Annotated in this window: 13 protein-coding genes; 3 read left to right on the top strand and 10 right to left on the bottom strand. The window is 74.4% G+C overall.

Annotation, left to right across the window (positions count from 1 at the left end; all coding sequences use genetic code 11):
* Positions 1-151: 151 nt before the first annotated feature.
* Together BM064_RS16105 and accD are read right to left on the bottom strand one after the other, a co-directional pair.
* Positions 152-1,429 (bottom strand): bifunctional folylpolyglutamate synthase/dihydrofolate synthase, encoded by a 1,278-nt coding sequence (locus BM064_RS16105; RefSeq protein WP_092861530.1) that lies wholly within the window; start codon positions 1,427-1,429, stop codon positions 152-154.
* Between the two features lie 134 nt (positions 1,430-1,563).
* Entirely contained in the window at positions 1,564-2,523 is a 960-nt protein-coding gene (gene accD / locus BM064_RS16100; protein ID WP_092861123.1) for an acetyl-CoA carboxylase, carboxyltransferase subunit beta, read from the bottom strand.
* A 324-nt stretch (positions 2,524-2,847) separates the two neighbouring features.
* Between accD and BM064_RS16095 the strand changes: the two genes are divergently transcribed.
* Positions 2,848-3,720 (top strand): branched-chain amino acid aminotransferase, encoded by an 873-nt coding sequence (locus BM064_RS16095; RefSeq protein WP_342741373.1) that lies wholly within the window; start codon positions 2,848-2,850, stop codon positions 3,718-3,720.
* Positions 3,721-3,773: 53 nt separating this feature from the next.
* On the opposite strand, the gene purD is transcribed toward BM064_RS16095, so the two are convergent.
* The gene (gene purD / locus BM064_RS16090) at positions 3,774-5,051 is read right to left on the bottom strand and encodes a phosphoribosylamine--glycine ligase (protein WP_092861121.1); all 1,278 of its coding nucleotides are present in this window, start codon (positions 5,049-5,051) and stop codon (positions 3,774-3,776) included.
* Between the two features lie 244 nt (positions 5,052-5,295).
* Here purD and BM064_RS16085 point away from each other — a divergent pair, with 244 nt between their 5' ends.
* Positions 5,296-5,790, top strand: a complete 495-nt coding sequence (locus BM064_RS16085) for a DUF1203 domain-containing protein (RefSeq protein WP_092861119.1) — start codon at positions 5,296-5,298, stop codon at positions 5,788-5,790.
* Positions 5,791-6,161: 371 nt separating this feature from the next.
* Here the strand turns inward: BM064_RS16085 and leuB are convergent, their stop codons facing one another.
* The gene (leuB, locus tag BM064_RS16080; RefSeq protein WP_092861117.1) at positions 6,162-7,265 is read right to left on the bottom strand and encodes a 3-isopropylmalate dehydrogenase; all 1,104 of its coding nucleotides are present in this window, start codon (positions 7,263-7,265) and stop codon (positions 6,162-6,164) included.
* A 306-nt stretch (positions 7,266-7,571) separates the two neighbouring features.
* Here leuB and BM064_RS16075 point away from each other — a divergent pair, with 306 nt between their 5' ends.
* Positions 7,572-8,273, top strand: coding sequence for a haloacid dehalogenase type II (locus tag BM064_RS16075; RefSeq protein ID WP_092861115.1), 702 nt, complete (start codon positions 7,572-7,574; stop codon positions 8,271-8,273).
* A gap of 164 nt (positions 8,274-8,437) precedes the next feature.
* Here BM064_RS16075 and BM064_RS16070 read toward each other — a convergent pair whose 3' ends face one another.
* The 6 genes from BM064_RS16070 to BM064_RS16045 all read right to left on the bottom strand — a co-directional run bounded on the left by BM064_RS16070 (position 8,438) and on the right by BM064_RS16045 (position 16,049).
* The gene (locus tag BM064_RS16070; protein ID WP_092861113.1) at positions 8,438-9,697 is read right to left on the bottom strand and encodes a class I SAM-dependent RNA methyltransferase; all 1,260 of its coding nucleotides are present in this window, start codon (positions 9,695-9,697) and stop codon (positions 8,438-8,440) included.
* The gene (locus BM064_RS16065) at positions 9,694-10,452 is read right to left on the bottom strand and encodes a TlyA family RNA methyltransferase (RefSeq protein WP_092861111.1); all 759 of its coding nucleotides are present in this window, start codon (positions 10,450-10,452) and stop codon (positions 9,694-9,696) included. Before BM064_RS16065 ends, BM064_RS16070 begins: the two co-directional genes overlap by 4 nt.
* Positions 10,453-10,555: 103 nt before the next feature.
* Positions 10,556-11,374 (bottom strand): histidinol-phosphatase, encoded by an 819-nt coding sequence (gene hisN / locus BM064_RS16060; RefSeq protein ID WP_092861109.1) that lies wholly within the window; start codon positions 11,372-11,374, stop codon positions 10,556-10,558.
* Between the two features lie 447 nt (positions 11,375-11,821).
* A complete protein-coding gene (locus BM064_RS16055) occupies positions 11,822-12,202 on the bottom strand; it encodes a helix-turn-helix domain-containing protein (RefSeq protein ID WP_092861107.1) in 381 nt (126 codons plus the stop codon).
* 227 nt (positions 12,203-12,429) lie between these two features.
* Positions 12,430-14,259 (bottom strand): translational GTPase TypA, encoded by a 1,830-nt coding sequence (gene typA, locus BM064_RS16050; RefSeq protein ID WP_092861105.1) that lies wholly within the window; start codon positions 14,257-14,259, stop codon positions 12,430-12,432.
* Positions 14,260-14,762: 503 nt separating this feature from the next.
* The gene (locus tag BM064_RS16045; protein ID WP_092861103.1) at positions 14,763-16,049 is read right to left on the bottom strand and encodes a YfiM family lipoprotein; all 1,287 of its coding nucleotides are present in this window, start codon (positions 16,047-16,049) and stop codon (positions 14,763-14,765) included.
* Between the last annotated feature and the right edge of the window lie 6 nt (positions 16,050-16,055).

The following is a 16,055-nucleotide window of genomic DNA, read 5'->3' as shown; positions in this document are numbered from 1 at the left end:
CTAGCGGAATTCTCGTTCCGCGGCAACTTGGCCCTGCGGCCGCACCGTCCCCTAACGGCTGGAGAACGTCGGCTTCGATTAACAACCGGTTAAGCACAACTTTCCGGTCGTGTCGAAACAACGCTTTGCAACGGAATGTTGCAGGCGATGGTTAACGTGGCGGCGCGATCCGGCGAAGAACCCAGCCCGCCAGATAGAGCGATCCGCAGATCAGCACCCGCGGCGGCGCGCCCTCGGCCGGCCCGCGGGAGTCGGAGCGGGCGGCGACCCGGGAGAGCGCGGCCTCGAACCCCTCGGCCGGCGCTGCGTCAAGGCCCGCGGCGCGGCCCGCGTCCGCCAGCGCCTGCGCCGGAAGCGAGGCGCCGGCGTCCGGGATCGCCAGCGTCTCGACCGAGGCGGCGAGGCCCCGGAAATGCGCGAGGAAGCCGGTGGGATCCTTGGTCTCCAGCATCCCCACCACCAGCCGCAGCGGGGCGGGGCGACGCTCGTTCAGGGCGGCCATGTGGGCGGCCAGCACCTCGCCCGCGGCGACGTTGTGGCCGCCGTCGAGCCAGACCTCCGACTCGGGCGGCAGCCCGGGCAGGAGGGCGGCGTCGAGCCGCTGCAGCCGCGCCGGCCACTGCACCTGCGTCAGCGCCGCGGCGCAGGCGGCGTCGGAGGCGCCGAGGCGCCGCAGGGCGGCCAGCGCGGCGCCTGCATTTTCCACCTGGTGGGCGCCGGGCAGCGCCGGCAGGTCGAGGTCGAGCAGCCCGTCCCCGTCCTGGAACGCCAGCCGCCCGCGCTCGGACCAGGCCTGCCAGTCGCGGTTCGCGACGATCAGTTCGCAGCCCAGCGCCTGCGCCCGCGCCTCGATCGCCGCCAGCGCGTCGTCGGGCTGGGGGCCGACCACGCAGGGCACGCCGGGCTTCAGGATCCCGGCCTTCTCGCGCGCGATCTCGGCGATGGTCTCGCCCAGATACTGCTGGTGGTCGATGGAGATCGGCGTGATCACCGTCAGCGCCGGGCGGTCCACGACGTTGGTCGCGTCGAGCCGCCCGCCGAGCCCGGTCTCGAGCAGCGTGTAATCCGCCTTGCGACGCGCGAAGGCCAGCATCGCCGCGCAGGTGGTGATCTCGAAGAAGGTGATCGAGGTCCCGCCGTTCACCCGCTCGCACTCGTCCAGCAGGGCGGCGAAATCGGGCTCCGAGATCAGCTCGCCGTGCAGGCGGATGCGCTCGTGGAAGCGCGCCAGGTGGGGGGAGGTGTAGACGTTCGTCGTCTTGCCCGCCGCCTCGAGCCCCGCGCGGATCATCGCCAGCGTCGAGCCCTTGCCGTTGGTCCCCGCGATGTGGACCACGCCGGGCATCTCGCGCTCGGGGTGGCCCAGCTCCGCCAGCAGGCGGTGCATGCGGTCCAGCGTCAGGTCGATGATCTTGGGGTGGAGCGTCATCAGACGCTCCAGGATCGCGTCCGAGGGCGCGTTCCCGGCCTGCCCGCGGATCGAATCCGCGGTGACGCCGCCCACGCCCGGGGCGACCGGCGCGCCCGGGGGGACGGGACCGTCGGTCTCGAGCGGAAGCGGGCTCAAGCCTCGGTGGCTCCGGACTTGGCGGCCTCGACGACCTCGGCCACGTCCTGGGCGACGGGCGAGGGGGCGGGCAGGTCGCCGTGGACCCGCGGGGTCTCGTTCATCAGCAGGCGCAGCAGGCGGGCGAGCTCGTCGCGCATCTCGCGGCGGTGGATCACCCGGTCGAGCATCCCGTGGTCCAGAAGGTATTCCGCCCGCTGGAAGCCCTCGGGCAGGGTCTCGCGGATGGTCTGCTCGATGACGCGGGGGCCGGCGAAGCAGATCAGGGCGTTGGGCTCGGCGATCTGGACGTCGCCCAGCATCGCGTAGGACGCCGTCACGCCGCCGGTGGTGGGGTTGGTCAGGACCACCACGTAGGGCAGGCCGGCCTCCTTCACCATCTGCACCGCGACGGTGGTGCGCGGCATCTGCATCAGGGACAGGATCCCCTCCTGCATGCGCGCGCCGCCGGCGGCGGAAAACACCACGAAGGGCGCGCGGCGCTTCACGGCGCGCTCGGCCCCCGCGATCATCGCGTTGCCCACGGCCATGCCCATCGAGCCGCCCATGAAGGAGAAGTCCTGCGCCAGCGCGACCACCGGCAGGCGGCCCAGCTCGCCCTCGGCCAGCAGCGTCGCCTCATGCTCGCCGGTCTTGCGGCGGGCGTCGCGGATGCGGTCGGGGTAGCGCTTCTCGTCGCGGAACTGCAGCGGGTCGGCGATCGGCTCCGGCACCGGCAGCTCATGATAGGTGCCGCCGTCGAACAGCGCCGTGAAGCGGTCGCGGGGCGAGATGTGCATGTGGTGCTGACAGGACGGGCAGACGTTCAGCGCCTCGGCCAGCTCGCGGTGGAACAGCATGGTCCCGCACTCGTCGCACTTGCGCCAGAGGTTGTCCGGCATCTCGCGCTTGGTCGAGGTGAACAGCGTGTTGAGCGAGTTGATCCGCGGGCGGACGTAGTCGTTGATCCAGTTCATGGCCCGATCCCGTTCCCTGCCCGAAGTCCTGCGTCGCGTGCGAGGCCGGGCGCAAGGCGCCGGCCGGTCGGCGCCGAGGTAGCGACGCGGGGCGCGATTTGCAAGCGGCTCGGGGCCGGGGGGCGGTTTCGGTTGCGCCGGGAAACCGTGCCGTGCGCCTGCGGCGCCCCGGCTGCGCGCCCGCCCGCGGGGCGCGGCGCGGATAAATCGCCCGGCGATGTCCCGATCGCGACCTGCGACGTCGCATTCCGCGTTGCGGCGGGTTGAATGCTGCGCTGCGGCGGCTCATGCTGGCGGAGAGCGGAACGAGCGGAGGGCCGGCGGATGCCGATGGGCGCAGGCGAGATCTGGACCTGGAGCGAGGGCTCCTGGCATCAGGGCGACGTGCGGGTGGCGGGCGCGGCCGACCACGGGCTGTGGCAGGGCGCCTCGGTCTTCGACGGCGCCCGGGGATTCGAGGGCGTGGCCCCCGACCTCGACCTGCACTGCGCGCGGGTGAACGCCTCGGCGCTCGCCATGGGGCTGGAGCCGACGATGCCGGCGGGCCAGATGGTGGAATTGGCGACCGAGGGCCTGGGCAAGTTCATCTCCGACGTGCCGGTCTACATCCGCCCGATGTACTGGTCGCGCGCGGGCGACGCCTCGCTGATCTGCGCCGACCCCGAGAGCACGGCCTTCGCGCTGAGCCTCGAGGCGCTGCCGATGGCCGACCCCTCCGCGATGCCCAACGGCGGCATGTCGCTGACCACCACCCAGTTCCGCCGGCCGATCCAGGCGGTGGCGGTGATGGACGCCAAGGCCGGCTGCCTCTACCCCAACAACGCCCGGATGATGCGCGAGGCGAAGTCGAAGGGCTTCGACAACGCCCTCGTCCAGGACCTGGCGGGCAACGTGGCGGAGCTCTCGACCTCCAACGTCTTCATGGTCAAGGACGGGGTGGTGGCGACGCCGATCCCCAACGGCACCTTCCTCAACGGCATCACCCGCCAGCGGGTCATCAAGCTGCTGCGCGAGGCGGGCATGGAGGTGGTCGAGACCACCCTGACGCTGGACGACTTCCGCGCGGCGGACGAGGTCTTCTCGACCGGCAACGCCTCCAAGGTGGTGCCGGTGTGGAAGTTCGAGGAGGTGGAGTACGGCCCCGGCCCCGTGGCGAAGCGCGCCCGCGAGCTCTACTGGGACTTCGCCCACGCCTGACCGGCGGGGCATGGAACGCCAGGGGCCCGCCGGATCGGCGGGCCCGTCTCGTCTCAGCCCTTCTTCAGCGCCCGCGCGCCGATGTCCGAGCGGTTGAAGCCCCCCGGCCAGTCGATCCGGGCCACGGCGCGGTAGGCGCGGGCCACCGCCTCCTCCAGCGTGTCGCCGCGGGCGGTGACGTTCAGCACCCGCCCCCCGTTCGACAGGATCCGCCCGCCGACCGAGCGGGTGCCCGCGTGGAACACCACCGCCTGCGGGTCGGTCGCTTCGGCCGCCGCGATGCCGCGGATCTCCTCGCCCTTCGCATAGTCGCCGGGATAGCCCCGGGCGGCGATCACCACGGTGGCGGCGGCGTCGTCGTGCCAGGTCATCGGGACCTCGGCCAGCCCCTCGCCCTTCGCGCAGGCGAGCAGGGCGGGGACCAGGTCGCTCTCCATGCGCAGCATCACCACCTGGCACTCGGGGTCGCCGAAGCGGACGTTGAACTCGACCAGCCGCGGCCCGGTCTTCGTCAGCATCAGGCCGGCGTAGAGCACGCCGCGGAACGGCATCCCCCGCCGCGCCATCTCGGCGATCACCGGGCGGCAGATCTCGGCCATCGCCCGCTCCTGCAGCTCCGGCGTCAGCGCCGGGGCGGGGGAGTAGGCGCCCATGCCGCCGGTGTTGGGCCCCTCGTCGCCGTCGAAGGCGCGCTTGTGGTCCTGGGCGGGGGCCAGCGCCACGGCGGCCTCCCCGTCCGAGAGGACGAAGAGGCTCGCCTCCTCCCCCTCCATGAACTCCTCGACCACCACCTCGGCCCCGGCCGCGCCGAAGGCCCCGCCGAACATGTCGTCGATGGCGGCCAGCGCTTCGTCGAGGCTCATGGCCACGACCACGCCCTTGCCGGCGGCGAGCCCGTCGGCCTTGATCACGATCGGCGCGCCCTGCGCGCGGACATAGGCCTTGGCGGCCTCGGCGTCGGCGAACCGTCCCCAGGCGGCGGTCGGCGCGCCCACCGCGTCCGCGATCTCCTTGGTGAAGGCTTTCGAGGCCTCCAGCCGCGCGGCCTCCTTCGAGGGGCCGAAGCACGGGATCCCGGCCGCGCGCACCGCGTCGGCCGTGCCGGCGGCGAGCGGCGCCTCGGGGCCCACCACCACCAGGCCGATGCCGTTGGCCTCGGCCCAGGCGGCGACCTCGCGCCCGTTCTCGGGGTTCAGGGCGACGCATTCGGCGAGCTCGGCGATGCCGGCGTTGCCGGGGGCGCAGAACAGCCGCTCGCAGAGGGGGCTCTGCGCGATCTTCCAGGCGAGCGCGTGCTCCCGCCCGCCGCCGCCGAGGATCAGGATGTTCATGCGCGCTCTCCCGCCATGCCGCCGCCGCGGGCCTCTTACGGAAAGCCGGGGCCCGGGTCCAGACGGCGGAGCGGCGCGGTCCGCCCGGGCGCCCGGCCCCCGATCGCGGCGAGGGCCCCGGGCGCAGGTCCCGCCGCCAGGCCGCGGCCGCAGGTGCGGGCCGCAAGATCCGGGCGCAGGATCCGGGTCGCGCATCCGGGGCGGCGGGCGCAGGCTCCCTTCACCCCCACCGCTGGAGCCCCCGATGACCACGCAGACCCTCTCCCGCCCCGCGACCCTGGCCTACGTCTCCCTGACCGCCGCGCAGGCCCGGGCGATCCGCGCCGGCGCCCCCGACGCCTACGGCCGCCCGGCCGAGCGCCTGGCCGCCGACGGCGGCCCCGCCCCCTGCCGCTGCTGCCTGCGCGACATCCCCCAGGGCCGCGAGATGCTGGTCCTCGCCTGGCGCCCGTTCCCGGCCCTCGACCCCTACGCCGAGACCGGCCCGATCTTCCTGTGCGCCGACGACTGCGCGCCCCACGACCCGCAGGTCCCCGCCACCGGGATCTGCCGGGTCAACAAGATGCTGGTGAAGGGCTACCTCTCGAACGACCGCATCCACTACGGCACGGGCCGGATCGTGCACCCCGACGACCTGCCCGGGACCGCCGCCGAGCTCCTCTCCGACCCGCGCACGGCCTATCTCCACGTCCGCTCCGCCACCAACAACTCCTACCAGTTCCGCATCGACCGGGCCTGACGCCCGCCCCGAGGCCCCGGCCTGCCCCAGGCCCTGCCGGGAGCGCCTGTTCTCCGGAGCCGTCCGTCGCTGATGCCGATCAGAGCGACTCGCCGGAAGCGGTCAAGGATCGCGAAGCGACCGCCGAAGGCGGCTTGTCCTTGACCGCTTCCGGCGAGTCGCTCAGGCATCTTCAGCGACGGGCGGCTGCGGAGAACAGGCGCGGCTTGTTCTTGGGTGAGCTCCAGAAGCGCCCCTGCGGGCGCCAGCCCGCCGCGCGCGACGCGCGCGCATGCCAAGCCCGCCCGCAGGGCGCCTGTAGACCGCTGCCTCGACAAACGAAAAGGGCGGCCCGCAAGCCGCCCCTTCCCTCAGTCCGAGATCGAAGACCCTTAGGCCAGTTCGCCCAGCTTCGCCACGATCGCGTCGCCCATCTCGGAGGTCGAGACCGGCTGCTTGTCGCCCGCCTGCATCAGGTCCGCCGTGCGCTTGCCATCCGCCAGCACCGCGTCGATGGCCCGCTCCAGCAGCGCCGCCTCGTCGAGCTTGCCGAAGGAGTAGCGCAGCGCCATGCCGAAGCTCAGGATGCAGGCGATGGGGTTGGCCTTGCCCGTGCCCGCGATGTCGGGCGCCGAGCCGTGCACCGGCTCGTAGAGCGCCTTGGGCCGCCCGTTCGCCATCGGCAGCCCCAGCGAGGCGGACGGCAGCATCCCCAGCGAGCCGGTCAGCATCGCGGCCACGTCCGAGAGCATGTCGCCGAACAGGTTGTCCGTGACGATCACGTCGAACTGCTTGGGCCAGCGCACCAGCTGCATGCCGCCGGCGTCGGCGTACATGTGGGTCAGCTCGACGTCGGGGTACTCGGCGTCATGGACCTCCTGGACGACGTCGCGCCACAGGATGCCGCTCTCCATCACGTTGGCCTTCTCCATGGAGCAGACCTTGTTGTTGCGGGCGCGGGCCAGCTCGAAGGCCGAGCGGGCGACGCGGGCGATCTCGCCCTCGGTGTAGCGCTGGGTGTTGATGCCCACCCGCTCGTTGCCTTCCTTGAAGATCCCGCGGGGCTCGCCGAAATAGACGCCCGAGGTCAGCTCGCGCACGATCATGATGTCGAGCCCGCCGATCACGTCCTTCTTCAGGGACGAGAAGTCGGCCAGCGCGTCGAAGCACACCGCGGGGCGCAGGTTGGCGAAGAGGTCCATCTCCTTGCGCAGCCGCAGCAGCCCGCGCTCGGGCTTCACCGAGAAGTCGAGCTTGTCGTATTTCGGCCCGCCCACGGCGCCGAGCAGCACGGCGTCGGCGGCCTGCGCCTTCTCCATGGTCTCGTCGGCCAGCGGCTTGCCGTGGACGTCGTAGGCGGCGCCGCCGACCAGGTCCTCCTCGACCTCGAAGGCGAGGCCCTTCTCGGCGGCGAACCAGTCGATGACCTTGCGGACCTCGGTCATCACCTCGGGGCCGATGCCGTCGCCGGGGAGGATCAGGAGTTTGTCGGGCATGTCGCGGGCGCTCCTCATGGATCGTGGGCCGATCGCGGCCGCGAAGCGGCGTAGCCCCGGCCGCGCATGGGGTCAAGCCGCAGGCGGCGCCGCGGCAGGCGCGGCCCCGGCGGCGGAGGCCGCGCCCGCGGCGCGGGGCCGGCGGAGGCGCGCCCGGGCGCCGTTTCCTGCGGCGGGCGTGGGGACGACCGGCGGACGCGGCTCCGCGGGCGAGGGCGGGGCCCGGGGCGCGCGGGGCGCTCGACAATTCTGGGCGGCGCTGCGATCTTCCGCAGCGACCAGAGCGACTTGCGAGGAGGCCGCGTCATGCAGCCCAAGGCATTGATCTTCGACGTGTTCGGCACCGTGGTCGACTGGCGCGGGGGCGTCGCGGCCTACACGGCGCCGGCGCTGGCCGAGCGGGGGCTCGACCTGGCCCCGGAGGCGCTCGCCGACGCCTGGCGGGACGAGTACCAGCCCGCCATGCAGCGCATCCGCGACGGCGGGCGGGGCTACGTCCCCCTCGACGACCTGCACCGGGAGAACCTGGACCGCGCGCTGGAGAGGCTGGGCATCGCCGACGCCTTCGACGCCGCCGCCCGGGACGCGCTGAACCCGGCGTGGGAGGCGCTGCCCCCCTGGGCGGACGTGCTCCCGGGGATGGCGCGGCTGCGGGCGCGGTTCCTGCTCGCGCCCTGCTCCAACGGCTCGACCTCGCTGATGGTGCGGCTGGCGCGCTTCGCGGGGCTGCGCTGGGACTGCATCCTGGGCGCCGACGTGGCGCGGGACTACAAACCCAAGGCGGGGGTCTACCTCGCCTCGGCCGCCGCGCTGCGCCTGGCGCCGGGCGAGGTGATGATGGTCGCCGCCCACGACGGCGACCTCGCCGCCGCCCGCGCCGCCGGGCTGCAGACCGCCTTCATCCCGAGGCCGGACGAGTTCGGGACCGGCGAGCCCGAGACGATCACGCAGGAGTGGGACGTGATCGCCGAGGATTTCGGCGCGCTGGCGGAACGGCTGGGGGCCTGACGCGGGGCCCTCGGCCGGTCGGTCGGCTGACCGGCCGAGGGCCCGCTCTGCGCTTGGCGAGGCCGGTGCGGGAGGCTGGCCGCGAGAGGCCCCGGGTCAGGCCCGGGGCGCCCCTGGGGGCGGGCGGAGCGCCCGGCGCCGGAGGGTCGGGGCGCCTGGAGGCCTCAGCGCCTGGAGAAGGCGGCCGCGAGCTCGGTATGGGCGGACCAGCGGAACTGGTCGACCGGCAGCACCCAGTCGAGCGAATAGCCCCCGTCGACCAGGATCCGCGCGTCGCGGGCGAAGGTCTCGGGATTGCAGGAGACCGCGGCGATGCGCGGGATCGCGGAGCCGGCGAGCGACTCGGACTGCGCCCTGGCGCCCGCCCGCGGCGGGTCGATGACCACGGCGTCGAGGCCCTTGAGCTCGGGGCCCAGCAGGGGCCGGCGGAACAGGTCGCGCGCCTCGGCGTCGATCCGGCGCAGGCGGCCGCCGGCGCCGCGCCAGGCGGCGGTCAGCGAGGCGACCATCGCGCGGTCGCTGTCCCAGGCGCGGACCTCCATCCGCTCGGCGAGGCGCAGGGCGAAGGCGCCGACGCCGCAGAACAGGTCCGCCGCCCGGTTCGCCTTGCGGCCCACCGCCTCGTCCACCGCGGCGGCCAGCGCCGCCTCGCCCTCGGGCGTCGCCTGCAGGAAGGAGGCGGGGGGCAGCACCGGCCGCGCGAGGCCCATGCTCACCACCGGCGGATGCGGGGCGGCCACCGGCTCGCCCTCCCACGACAGGCGCGCGAGGCCGGCCTGGCCCGCCGCGGCGGCGAGGTCCACCCTGAGGCCTGCGTCGAGCTTGCGCCCGCCGCGGACGTCGACGTCGAGCCCGGCCTCGGTCGCGGTGACGGCGAGCTTCATCTCGCCCCGACGCCCCGCCCCGGCGACGACCAGGGCGCGCAGGCCCTCGATGCCGGCGAGGATCTCGGGGGCGAGCAGCAGGCAGCCGGGCACCTCGGCGAGCCGCGCCTCGCGCCGCTCGTGAAAGCCGATGATCGCCGAGCTCCGGGTGCGCCGGGCCGAGAAGGTGGCGCGGCGGCGGGTCCCGGCGGGGGAGGTGGCGGTCGGGCGCACCTCTGCCGAGAGGCCGCGGGCGGCCAGCGCCTCGATCACCCGCTCGCGCTTCCAGTCGGCGACGAAGGCGTCGGAGGCGTGCTGCAGGGCGCAGCCGCCGCAGGTCCCGAAATGGGGGCAGGGGGGCGTCGCGCGCTCGGGCGAGGCGACGCGGATCTCGGGCGTCTCCATGCGGCCGGCGACGACGGCGCCGCGCACGGTCTCGCCGGGCAGGGTCAGCGGGGCGAAGACCTCTCCCGCCGCGTCGACGCCGTCGCCGTGGCGGCCGAGGCGGGCGATCTCGATCTCGAGCTCGGTCGCGGAACGATCGGAGGCGGCGTCGGTCATCGTGGCTTCTCCGCTGCGATGAGGAATTCCCGGTTGCCGTCGCCGCCCTCGATCGGGCTTTCGCCCTCGTGCGTGACGCTCCAGCCGGAAGATTCGAGGAAGGCGCGGACCTCGGCGCGCACGCGGGCGTGCACGGCCGGGTCGCGCACCAGGCCGCCGCGGCCGACGTCGGCGGGGCCAGCCTCGAACTGCGGCTTGATCAGGGCCACCAGCCGGGCGCCGGGCCTGGCCAGCGACATCGCCGGCGGCAGGGCCTTGGCGAGGCCGATGAAGGAGAGGTCGGCGACGATCCAGTCGGGCGCCGGGACCATGCCGGGGGCGAGGTCGCGGGCGTTGAGGCTCTCGAGGCTGACCACGCGGGGATCGGCGCGCAGCGTGGCGTGAAGCTGGTCGCGGCCGGCGTCGACGGCATGGACGCGGGCGGCGCCGCGGGCCAGCAGCACCTGCGTGAAGCCGCCGGTGGAGGCGCCGAGGTCCAGCGCCTCGCCCGCCGGCGCCAGGCCGAAGGCGTCGAGCGCATGTTCCAGCTTCAGCGCGGCGCGCGAGACCCAGGGCAGGGGATCGGCGACCAGCGCGATCCGGGCGCCCGGCCCGACCTTGGCGGAGGCGCGCGCGGCGGGCGCGCCGTCGACCGTCACCGCGCCGGCCGCGATCAGCGCCTGGGCGCGCGCACGGCTGTCGGCGAGACCGCGCGCGACCATGGCCTGGTCGAGTCGCAGCCGCTCGGCGGCGGAGGTGAAGTCGGGGGCGGACATCCGCGCTTCCTGACGCGGCGCCCCGGTGCAGTCAATGCACGCCGGGCGATCCGCCTGCCGGCTCGCCGCCGCGCCGGGCGCGGCGCGGTCCCTCCGCGGGGCCTCAGAGGGCCAGCAGCGCCATCGCCTCGGCGTGCAGCGCCCGCGATCCGGCGGCCAGCACGCGGCCCCCGTCCTGCGGGTCGCCGCCGTCCCAGGTGGTGATCACGCCGCCCGCGCCCTCGACGATGGGGATCAGGGCCTGCACGTCGTAGGCGTGCAGGCCCGCCTCGACCACCAGGTCGACGCCGCCGGCGGCGACCAGCGCGTAGCCGGTGCAGTCGAGGCCGTAGCGGGTCAGGCGGGCGCGGTCGCGCACGCGCTCGAAGGCGAGGCGCTCGTCCGTGGTCCCCACCTCGGGGAAGGTCGAGCAGAGGCGGGCCTCGGCGAGGGGCACGCCCTGGCGGGCGCGCAGCCGTCGGGGGGCCTCGCCGTCCTTCGCCCACCAGGCGCTGTCGCCGTCGCCCCAGAAGCGCTCGCCGACATGGGGCTGGTCCATCAGGCCCATCACCGGGCGGGCGCCGTCGTTGAGGCCGATCAGCACGCCCCAGGTGGGGGCGCCGATCAGGAAGGCGCGGGTGCCGTCGATCGGGTCGACGACCCAGGTCAGGCCCGAGGTCGAGGGGCGGGCGGCCTGCTCCTCGCCCAGCACGCCGTCCGCGGGGCGCTCCTGGGCCAGGACCTCGCGGATCGCGGCCTCGACCCCGCGGTCGGCGGCGGTGACCGGGTCGAAGCCGCCGGCGGCGTCCTTGTTCTCGGCCGAGAGCCCCTCGGCCCGGAAATGCGCCAGCGCGGCGGGGCGGGCGGCGTCGGCGGCGCGGCGGGCGGCGGCGAGCGCGTCGGCGACCTGGAGGCGGAGCGAGGGCGAGGCGGCGTCGGTCATCGGCGGCGAGGGTCCGGGCGAAGGGGAGGGGCGGCGGGATCGCCGGGGCGGAACCCGGCGCATAGCACGCTTCGCCCGGCGCGTCCCGCCCCGGGGCCTCTGCGGCGCGGGCTTGGCGACCGGCGGGCCCCGGGGGGCCTGGTCAGGGCTCTCGGACGCGGCTGGGAGGCGACGCGCAGAGGGCATTTCGGAGGGCTTTTCGGAGGGGGACGGCGCGAGGCGGGTTCGCGCGCTGGGCGAGCGGCGCGGGGCCGGCGGCTGCGGGCGTGGGGGGCGCGTGGCGGGGGGCTGAAACGAAAGAGCCGGGAGCGCACCCCTACGCTCCCGGCTCCCTGTTTCGAACGCCTGCCGGATGGCTCTCAAGGCGCCGCGTCCCCGCGCTCCACCGGGTCCCTCCCCGGCGTCGCGTCGCGGCGGCCGTCTGCTTTCCGACGCGGCGGAGCGGCGTCAGGCCGCCTCGGACAGCACCCGCGCCAGGTCGAACAGACGACGGCGCTGGTTCTCGGGGATGGCGTAGTAGGAGCGCACCAGTTCCAGCGCCTCCTTGTCCGCCAGCAGGTCGCCGCGGGCCGCGGCGGGCTCGGTCTCGGCCGCGTCGGCCAGCGACTCCGACTCCAGACCTTCGAAGAAATAATTGATCGGAACGTCCAGAGCCTTGGCGATGTCCCACAGGCGCGAGGCGCTTATGCGGTTCATGCCGGTCTCATATTTCTGGATTTGCTGAAACTTGATGCCCACCATGTCGCCGAGCTGCTGCTGGGTCATGCCCATCATCCAGCGACGGTGGCGCACACGTTTCCCGACGTGCGCGTCTACGGGATGCTTCATTGGTTTTTTGCTCCTGACTACACTCGAACTCTCACTCTGGGTCCGAGCATATGAGGCGATCGCACCAACTCGCGCTCGCACCAGCCAGAAATAACGCGGCCCGCCCGGACACGGTCACGCCACGTCGAATTCTACGCACAACTAGGGCGCGCACACAACTCAGGGTTCCACACCAAGTGGGCGCGAAACCGTGAATTCGTCCGGATTCAGGACAAGCGGAAGCAGCGTCAAGCGGCCCCGGCCTGCGACGCCCTCGCCTCCCGCTTGCGCTCGTGCGGGTCGAGGAAGCGCTTGCGCAGGCGAATCGCGCCGGGGGTGACCTCAACCAGTTCGTCGGGCTCGATAAAGGCGATCGCCTCCTCCAGACCGAAGCGGCGCGGCGGGGTCAGCGTCACCGCGTCGTCCTTGCCCGAGGCGCGGACGTTGGTCAGCTTCTTGCCCTTCAGCGGGTTCACGTCGAGGTCGCCGGGACGCGCGTTCTCGCCGATGATCATGCCCTGGTAGACCGGCTCGCCGGACCCGATGATCAGGCGGCCCCTCTCCTCGAGGTTGAACAGCGCGTAGGCGACCGAGTCGCCCTGCTCCATCGAGATCAGCACGCCGTGGCGACGGCCCGGGATCGGGCCCTTCCACTCGGCCCAGGAGTGGAACACGCGGTTCATGATGCCGGTGCCGCGGGTGTCGGTGAGGAACTCGCCATGGTAGCCGATCAGGCCGCGGGCGGGCGCGAGGAACACGATGCGGGTCTTGCCGCCGCCCGAGGGGCGCATCTCGGTCATCTCGGCCTTGCGCTGGGAGAGCTTGTCGACCACCGCGCCGGAGAATTCCTCGTCGACGTCGACGGTGACCTCCTCGATCGGCTCCAGGCGCTTGCCGCCCTCGTCGCGCATCATCACGCGGGGGCGGGAGACCGAGAGCTCGAAGCCCTCGCGGCGCATGTTCTCGATCAGCACGCCGATCTGCAGCTCGCCGCGGCCGGCGACCTCGAAGGCGTCCTTCTCGGCGGTGTCGGTGATGCGGATGGCGACGTTGCCCTCGGCCTCGCGCATCAGGCGGTCGCGGATCACGCGGGACTGGACCTTGTCGCCGTCGCGGCCCGCAAGCGGGCTGTCGTTGATCGAGAAGGTCACCGCGATGGTCGGCGGGTCGATCGGCTGGGCCGAGAGCGGGTCGTTGACCGAGAGATCGCACAGCGTGTCGGCGACGGTGGCCTTCGACAGGCCCGCCAGCGCGATGATGTCGCCCGCCTCGGCGCTGTCGACGGCCTGGCGCGCCAGGCCGCGGAAGGCGAGGATCTTGGAGACGCGGAAGCGCTCGATCTCGCCGGTGCCGGGGCGCAGGGCCTTGATGGTGGCGCCGGCGGTGATCTTGCCGGTCTCGATGCGCCCGGTCAGCAGGCGGCCGAGGAAGGGATCGGCCTCGAGCGTGGTGGCCAGCATCGAGAAGGGCTTGTCGGCGTTCACGACCTGCTTCGGCTCGGGGACGTGCTCCATCACCTTGCGGAACAGGGCGGAGAGGTCCTGACGCGGGCCGTCGAGCTCGTCGTCGGCCCAGCCGGCGCGGCCCGAGGCGTAGAGCACGGGGAAGTCGAGCTGGTCCTCGTCCGCGTCCAGGGCCGCGAACATGTCGAAGACCTCGTCCAGCGCGCGGTCGGGATCGGCGTCGGGCTTGTCGACCTTGTTGAGCACCACGATCGGGCGCAGGCCGAGGCGCAGGGCCTTGGAGGTGACGAACTTGGTCTGGGGCATCGGGCCCTCGGCCGCGTCGACCAGCAGGATGGCGCCGTCGACCATCGACAAGATGCGCTCGACCTCGCCGCCGAAGTCGGCGTGGCCGGGGGTGTCGACGATGTTCACGCGCGCGCCCTCGAACTCGACCGAGGTGGCCTTGGCGAGGATGGTGATGCCGCGCTCGCGCTCGAGGTCGTTGGAGTCCATGGCGCGCTCGGCGACGGCCTGGTTCTCGCGGAAGGCGCCGGACTGGCGCAGGAGCGCGTCGACCAGCGTGGTCTTGCCGTGGTCGACATGGGCGATGATGGCGATGTTGCGAAGCTGCATCGTTTGGGTCCGTCGGTTCGGAATCGGGGGGCGGGCGCCCCCCCGCTACGAATGCGCGGGCGCCGTGGTTGCGCGCTCCATGACCGAAATGACGCGGCGCCGCAAGACGGCGATGCGGCGCAGGGGGCGCCGTTTGGGTAAACCTGCGGCGATTGGGCGACGGTCGGGGGGGCGCCGCGTCGGGCCGCGCGCCGGCGGGGAGGGTCCGCCCGCGGCGCGAGGCGGGCGGCGCGCGGGCGGCGAGGGGCCCCGGGGCCCGGCCGGCGCCAGGGCGCCGCGCCGGGCCGCGCGCCGGTGGGGAGGGTCCGCCCGCGGCGCGGGAGAGGCGGCGCGCGGGCGGGCAGGGGCGCGGGCCGCGGCGGGCCGGGCGGGGCGGGGCGCCGGAGCGCCTGAGGCCGCGGGCGGACGGCGCTCGCCGCGCGGCGCCCGGCGGGGATGCGCCGCGGGCGGGACGCGGGCCACGAGGCGCGCGCGCGGCGCGGCGCCTGCGGGGCGGGGGCGGCTCAGCGGGCGTGGAGGGGGAGGCGGTCGATGCGCCGGTCGATCGCCTCGACCTGCGCCACGTAGGCGGGGCTGTCGAGCGCGCCGAAGCGGTCGCGGAAGGCGGATTCGGGCAGGAACGAGGGCAGGTCGTCGATGGCGGGCATCACCGCGGCCTCCTGCATCGACAGGCGCGCGGCGCGGACCAGGGCCTCGGGCCCCTCGGCGGCGGCGGCCTGGGCGGCTTCGGCCCAGCGGATGCCGGCGCGGTCGGCGGCCATGTCGTCGAAGCTGAAGCCGGTCCCCTCGTCCGAGGCGTCCACCAGTTCCTTCACCTCGCCCAGGCCGAAGGAGAAGGCCGCGGCGCCCGCCGTCTCGAAGGCCGCTGACAGCACGAAGTGCTTCTTGAGGTCGCTGCGCTCGGCCAGCCGGGTGCGGTTGCAGGGGCCGCCGCGCACCGGGGCCGGGATCTCGCCCACCGCGGCCTCGACCGCCCAGCGCTCCCCGCAATGGGCGGCGAGCGCCAGGATCGCGGCGCGGGTCTCGAGCAGTGGGTCGCGCCCCTCGGCCGCGGCGGCGGCGGCGCTCTCCAGCGCGAAGCCCATCCAGGCGGCGGTGGAGCCGTCGCGGGGCAGGTCGCCGCGGTAGGCCGCCTCGATCATCGCGTCGTAATGGGCGGCGACGCGGTCGAGATCCGCCCCCGCCAGCCGGCGCAGGGAGTCGGCGGCGCCCGGGGTCCCGTCCTCCGCCCGGCCGAGCGTGGGGTCGAGCGTGATCGAGAGCGCGCCCGGCGCCGTCGCCACCCGGCCCACCATCGCGGTCAGCAGGCTGCCCACCGGCTGCTCCGAAAGCAGGTCCGCGAGGCGGCGCGCGGCGCCCAGCGTGGTCTGCGGCGGCAGCTCCAGCCGGCCCAGGCGCAGGCGGCGCAGCTCCAGGCCCCGGTCCGAGGGCGCGACCTCCGCCGCGAGGTTCAGCCAGCCGATCCCCGCGAGCGCCGGCGGGGCGAGCGAGACGCGCAGGTCCAGCGCCCGCGCGTCGATCTCGGCCCGGCCGCGCAGGCCGGGGAAGGCGCGGGCGGCCGTGGCGAAGAGGCCGTCGATCTCCTGCGCCGTCATCTCGACCTCGACCGGCGCGTCCCCGTTGGCCGCGCCGTAGAGGCGCAGCGCCAGCGCCCTGGAGGCGCGCGCGGTGGCGGGGTCGGGGACCGGGGCGGCGGCCACTGCCGGCTCGCGCTCCACCGTCGCGACCAGCAGCGCCGCCGGCGCGGCCAGCAGCGCCAGGATCAGCGTCGGGAACAGGAAGCGCGGCATCGGCAC

The organism is Albimonas pacifica (genome assembly GCF_900113695.1).
Taxonomy (GTDB): domain Bacteria; phylum Pseudomonadota; class Alphaproteobacteria; order Rhodobacterales; family Rhodobacteraceae; genus Albimonas; species Albimonas pacifica.
The sequence above is the reverse complement of the archived record's forward strand: the minus strand, read 5'-3'. Positions and strand labels throughout refer to the sequence as shown.

Excerpts from the sequence above, each read along its gene's own strand:
- purD (WP_092861121.1), bottom strand. The coding sequence starts at position 5,051 with ATGAACATCCTGATCCTCGGCGGCGGCGGGCGGGAGCACGCGCTCGCC.
- BM064_RS16085 (WP_092861119.1), top strand. The coding sequence starts at position 5,296 with ATGACCACGCAGACCCTCTCCCGCCCCGCGACCCTGGCCTACGTCTCC.
- BM064_RS16045 (WP_092861103.1), bottom strand. The coding sequence starts at position 16,049 with ATGCCGCGCTTCCTGTTCCCGACGCTGATCCTGGCGCTGCTGGCCGCG.
- BM064_RS16105 (WP_092861530.1), bottom strand. The coding sequence starts at position 1,429 with ATGACGCTCCACCCCAAGATCATCGACCTGACGCTGGACCGCATGCAC.
- leuB (WP_092861117.1), bottom strand. The coding sequence starts at position 7,265 with ATGCCCGACAAACTCCTGATCCTCCCCGGCGACGGCATCGGCCCCGAG.
- accD (WP_092861123.1), bottom strand. The coding sequence starts at position 2,523 with ATGAACTGGATCAACGACTACGTCCGCCCGCGGATCAACTCGCTCAAC.
- BM064_RS16075 (WP_092861115.1), top strand. The coding sequence starts at position 7,572 with ATGCAGCCCAAGGCATTGATCTTCGACGTGTTCGGCACCGTGGTCGAC.
- BM064_RS16095 (WP_342741373.1), top strand. The coding sequence starts at position 2,848 with ATGCCGATGGGCGCAGGCGAGATCTGGACCTGGAGCGAGGGCTCCTGG.
- BM064_RS16070 (WP_092861113.1), bottom strand. The coding sequence starts at position 9,697 with ATGACCGACGCCGCCTCCGATCGTTCCGCGACCGAGCTCGAGATCGAG.
- BM064_RS16055 (WP_092861107.1), bottom strand. The coding sequence starts at position 12,202 with ATGAAGCATCCCGTAGACGCGCACGTCGGGAAACGTGTGCGCCACCGT.
- hisN (WP_092861109.1), bottom strand. The coding sequence starts at position 11,374 with ATGACCGACGCCGCCTCGCCCTCGCTCCGCCTCCAGGTCGCCGACGCG.
- BM064_RS16065 (WP_092861111.1), bottom strand. The coding sequence starts at position 10,452 with ATGTCCGCCCCCGACTTCACCTCCGCCGCCGAGCGGCTGCGACTCGAC.
- typA (WP_092861105.1), bottom strand. The coding sequence starts at position 14,259 with ATGCAGCTTCGCAACATCGCCATCATCGCCCATGTCGACCACGGCAAG.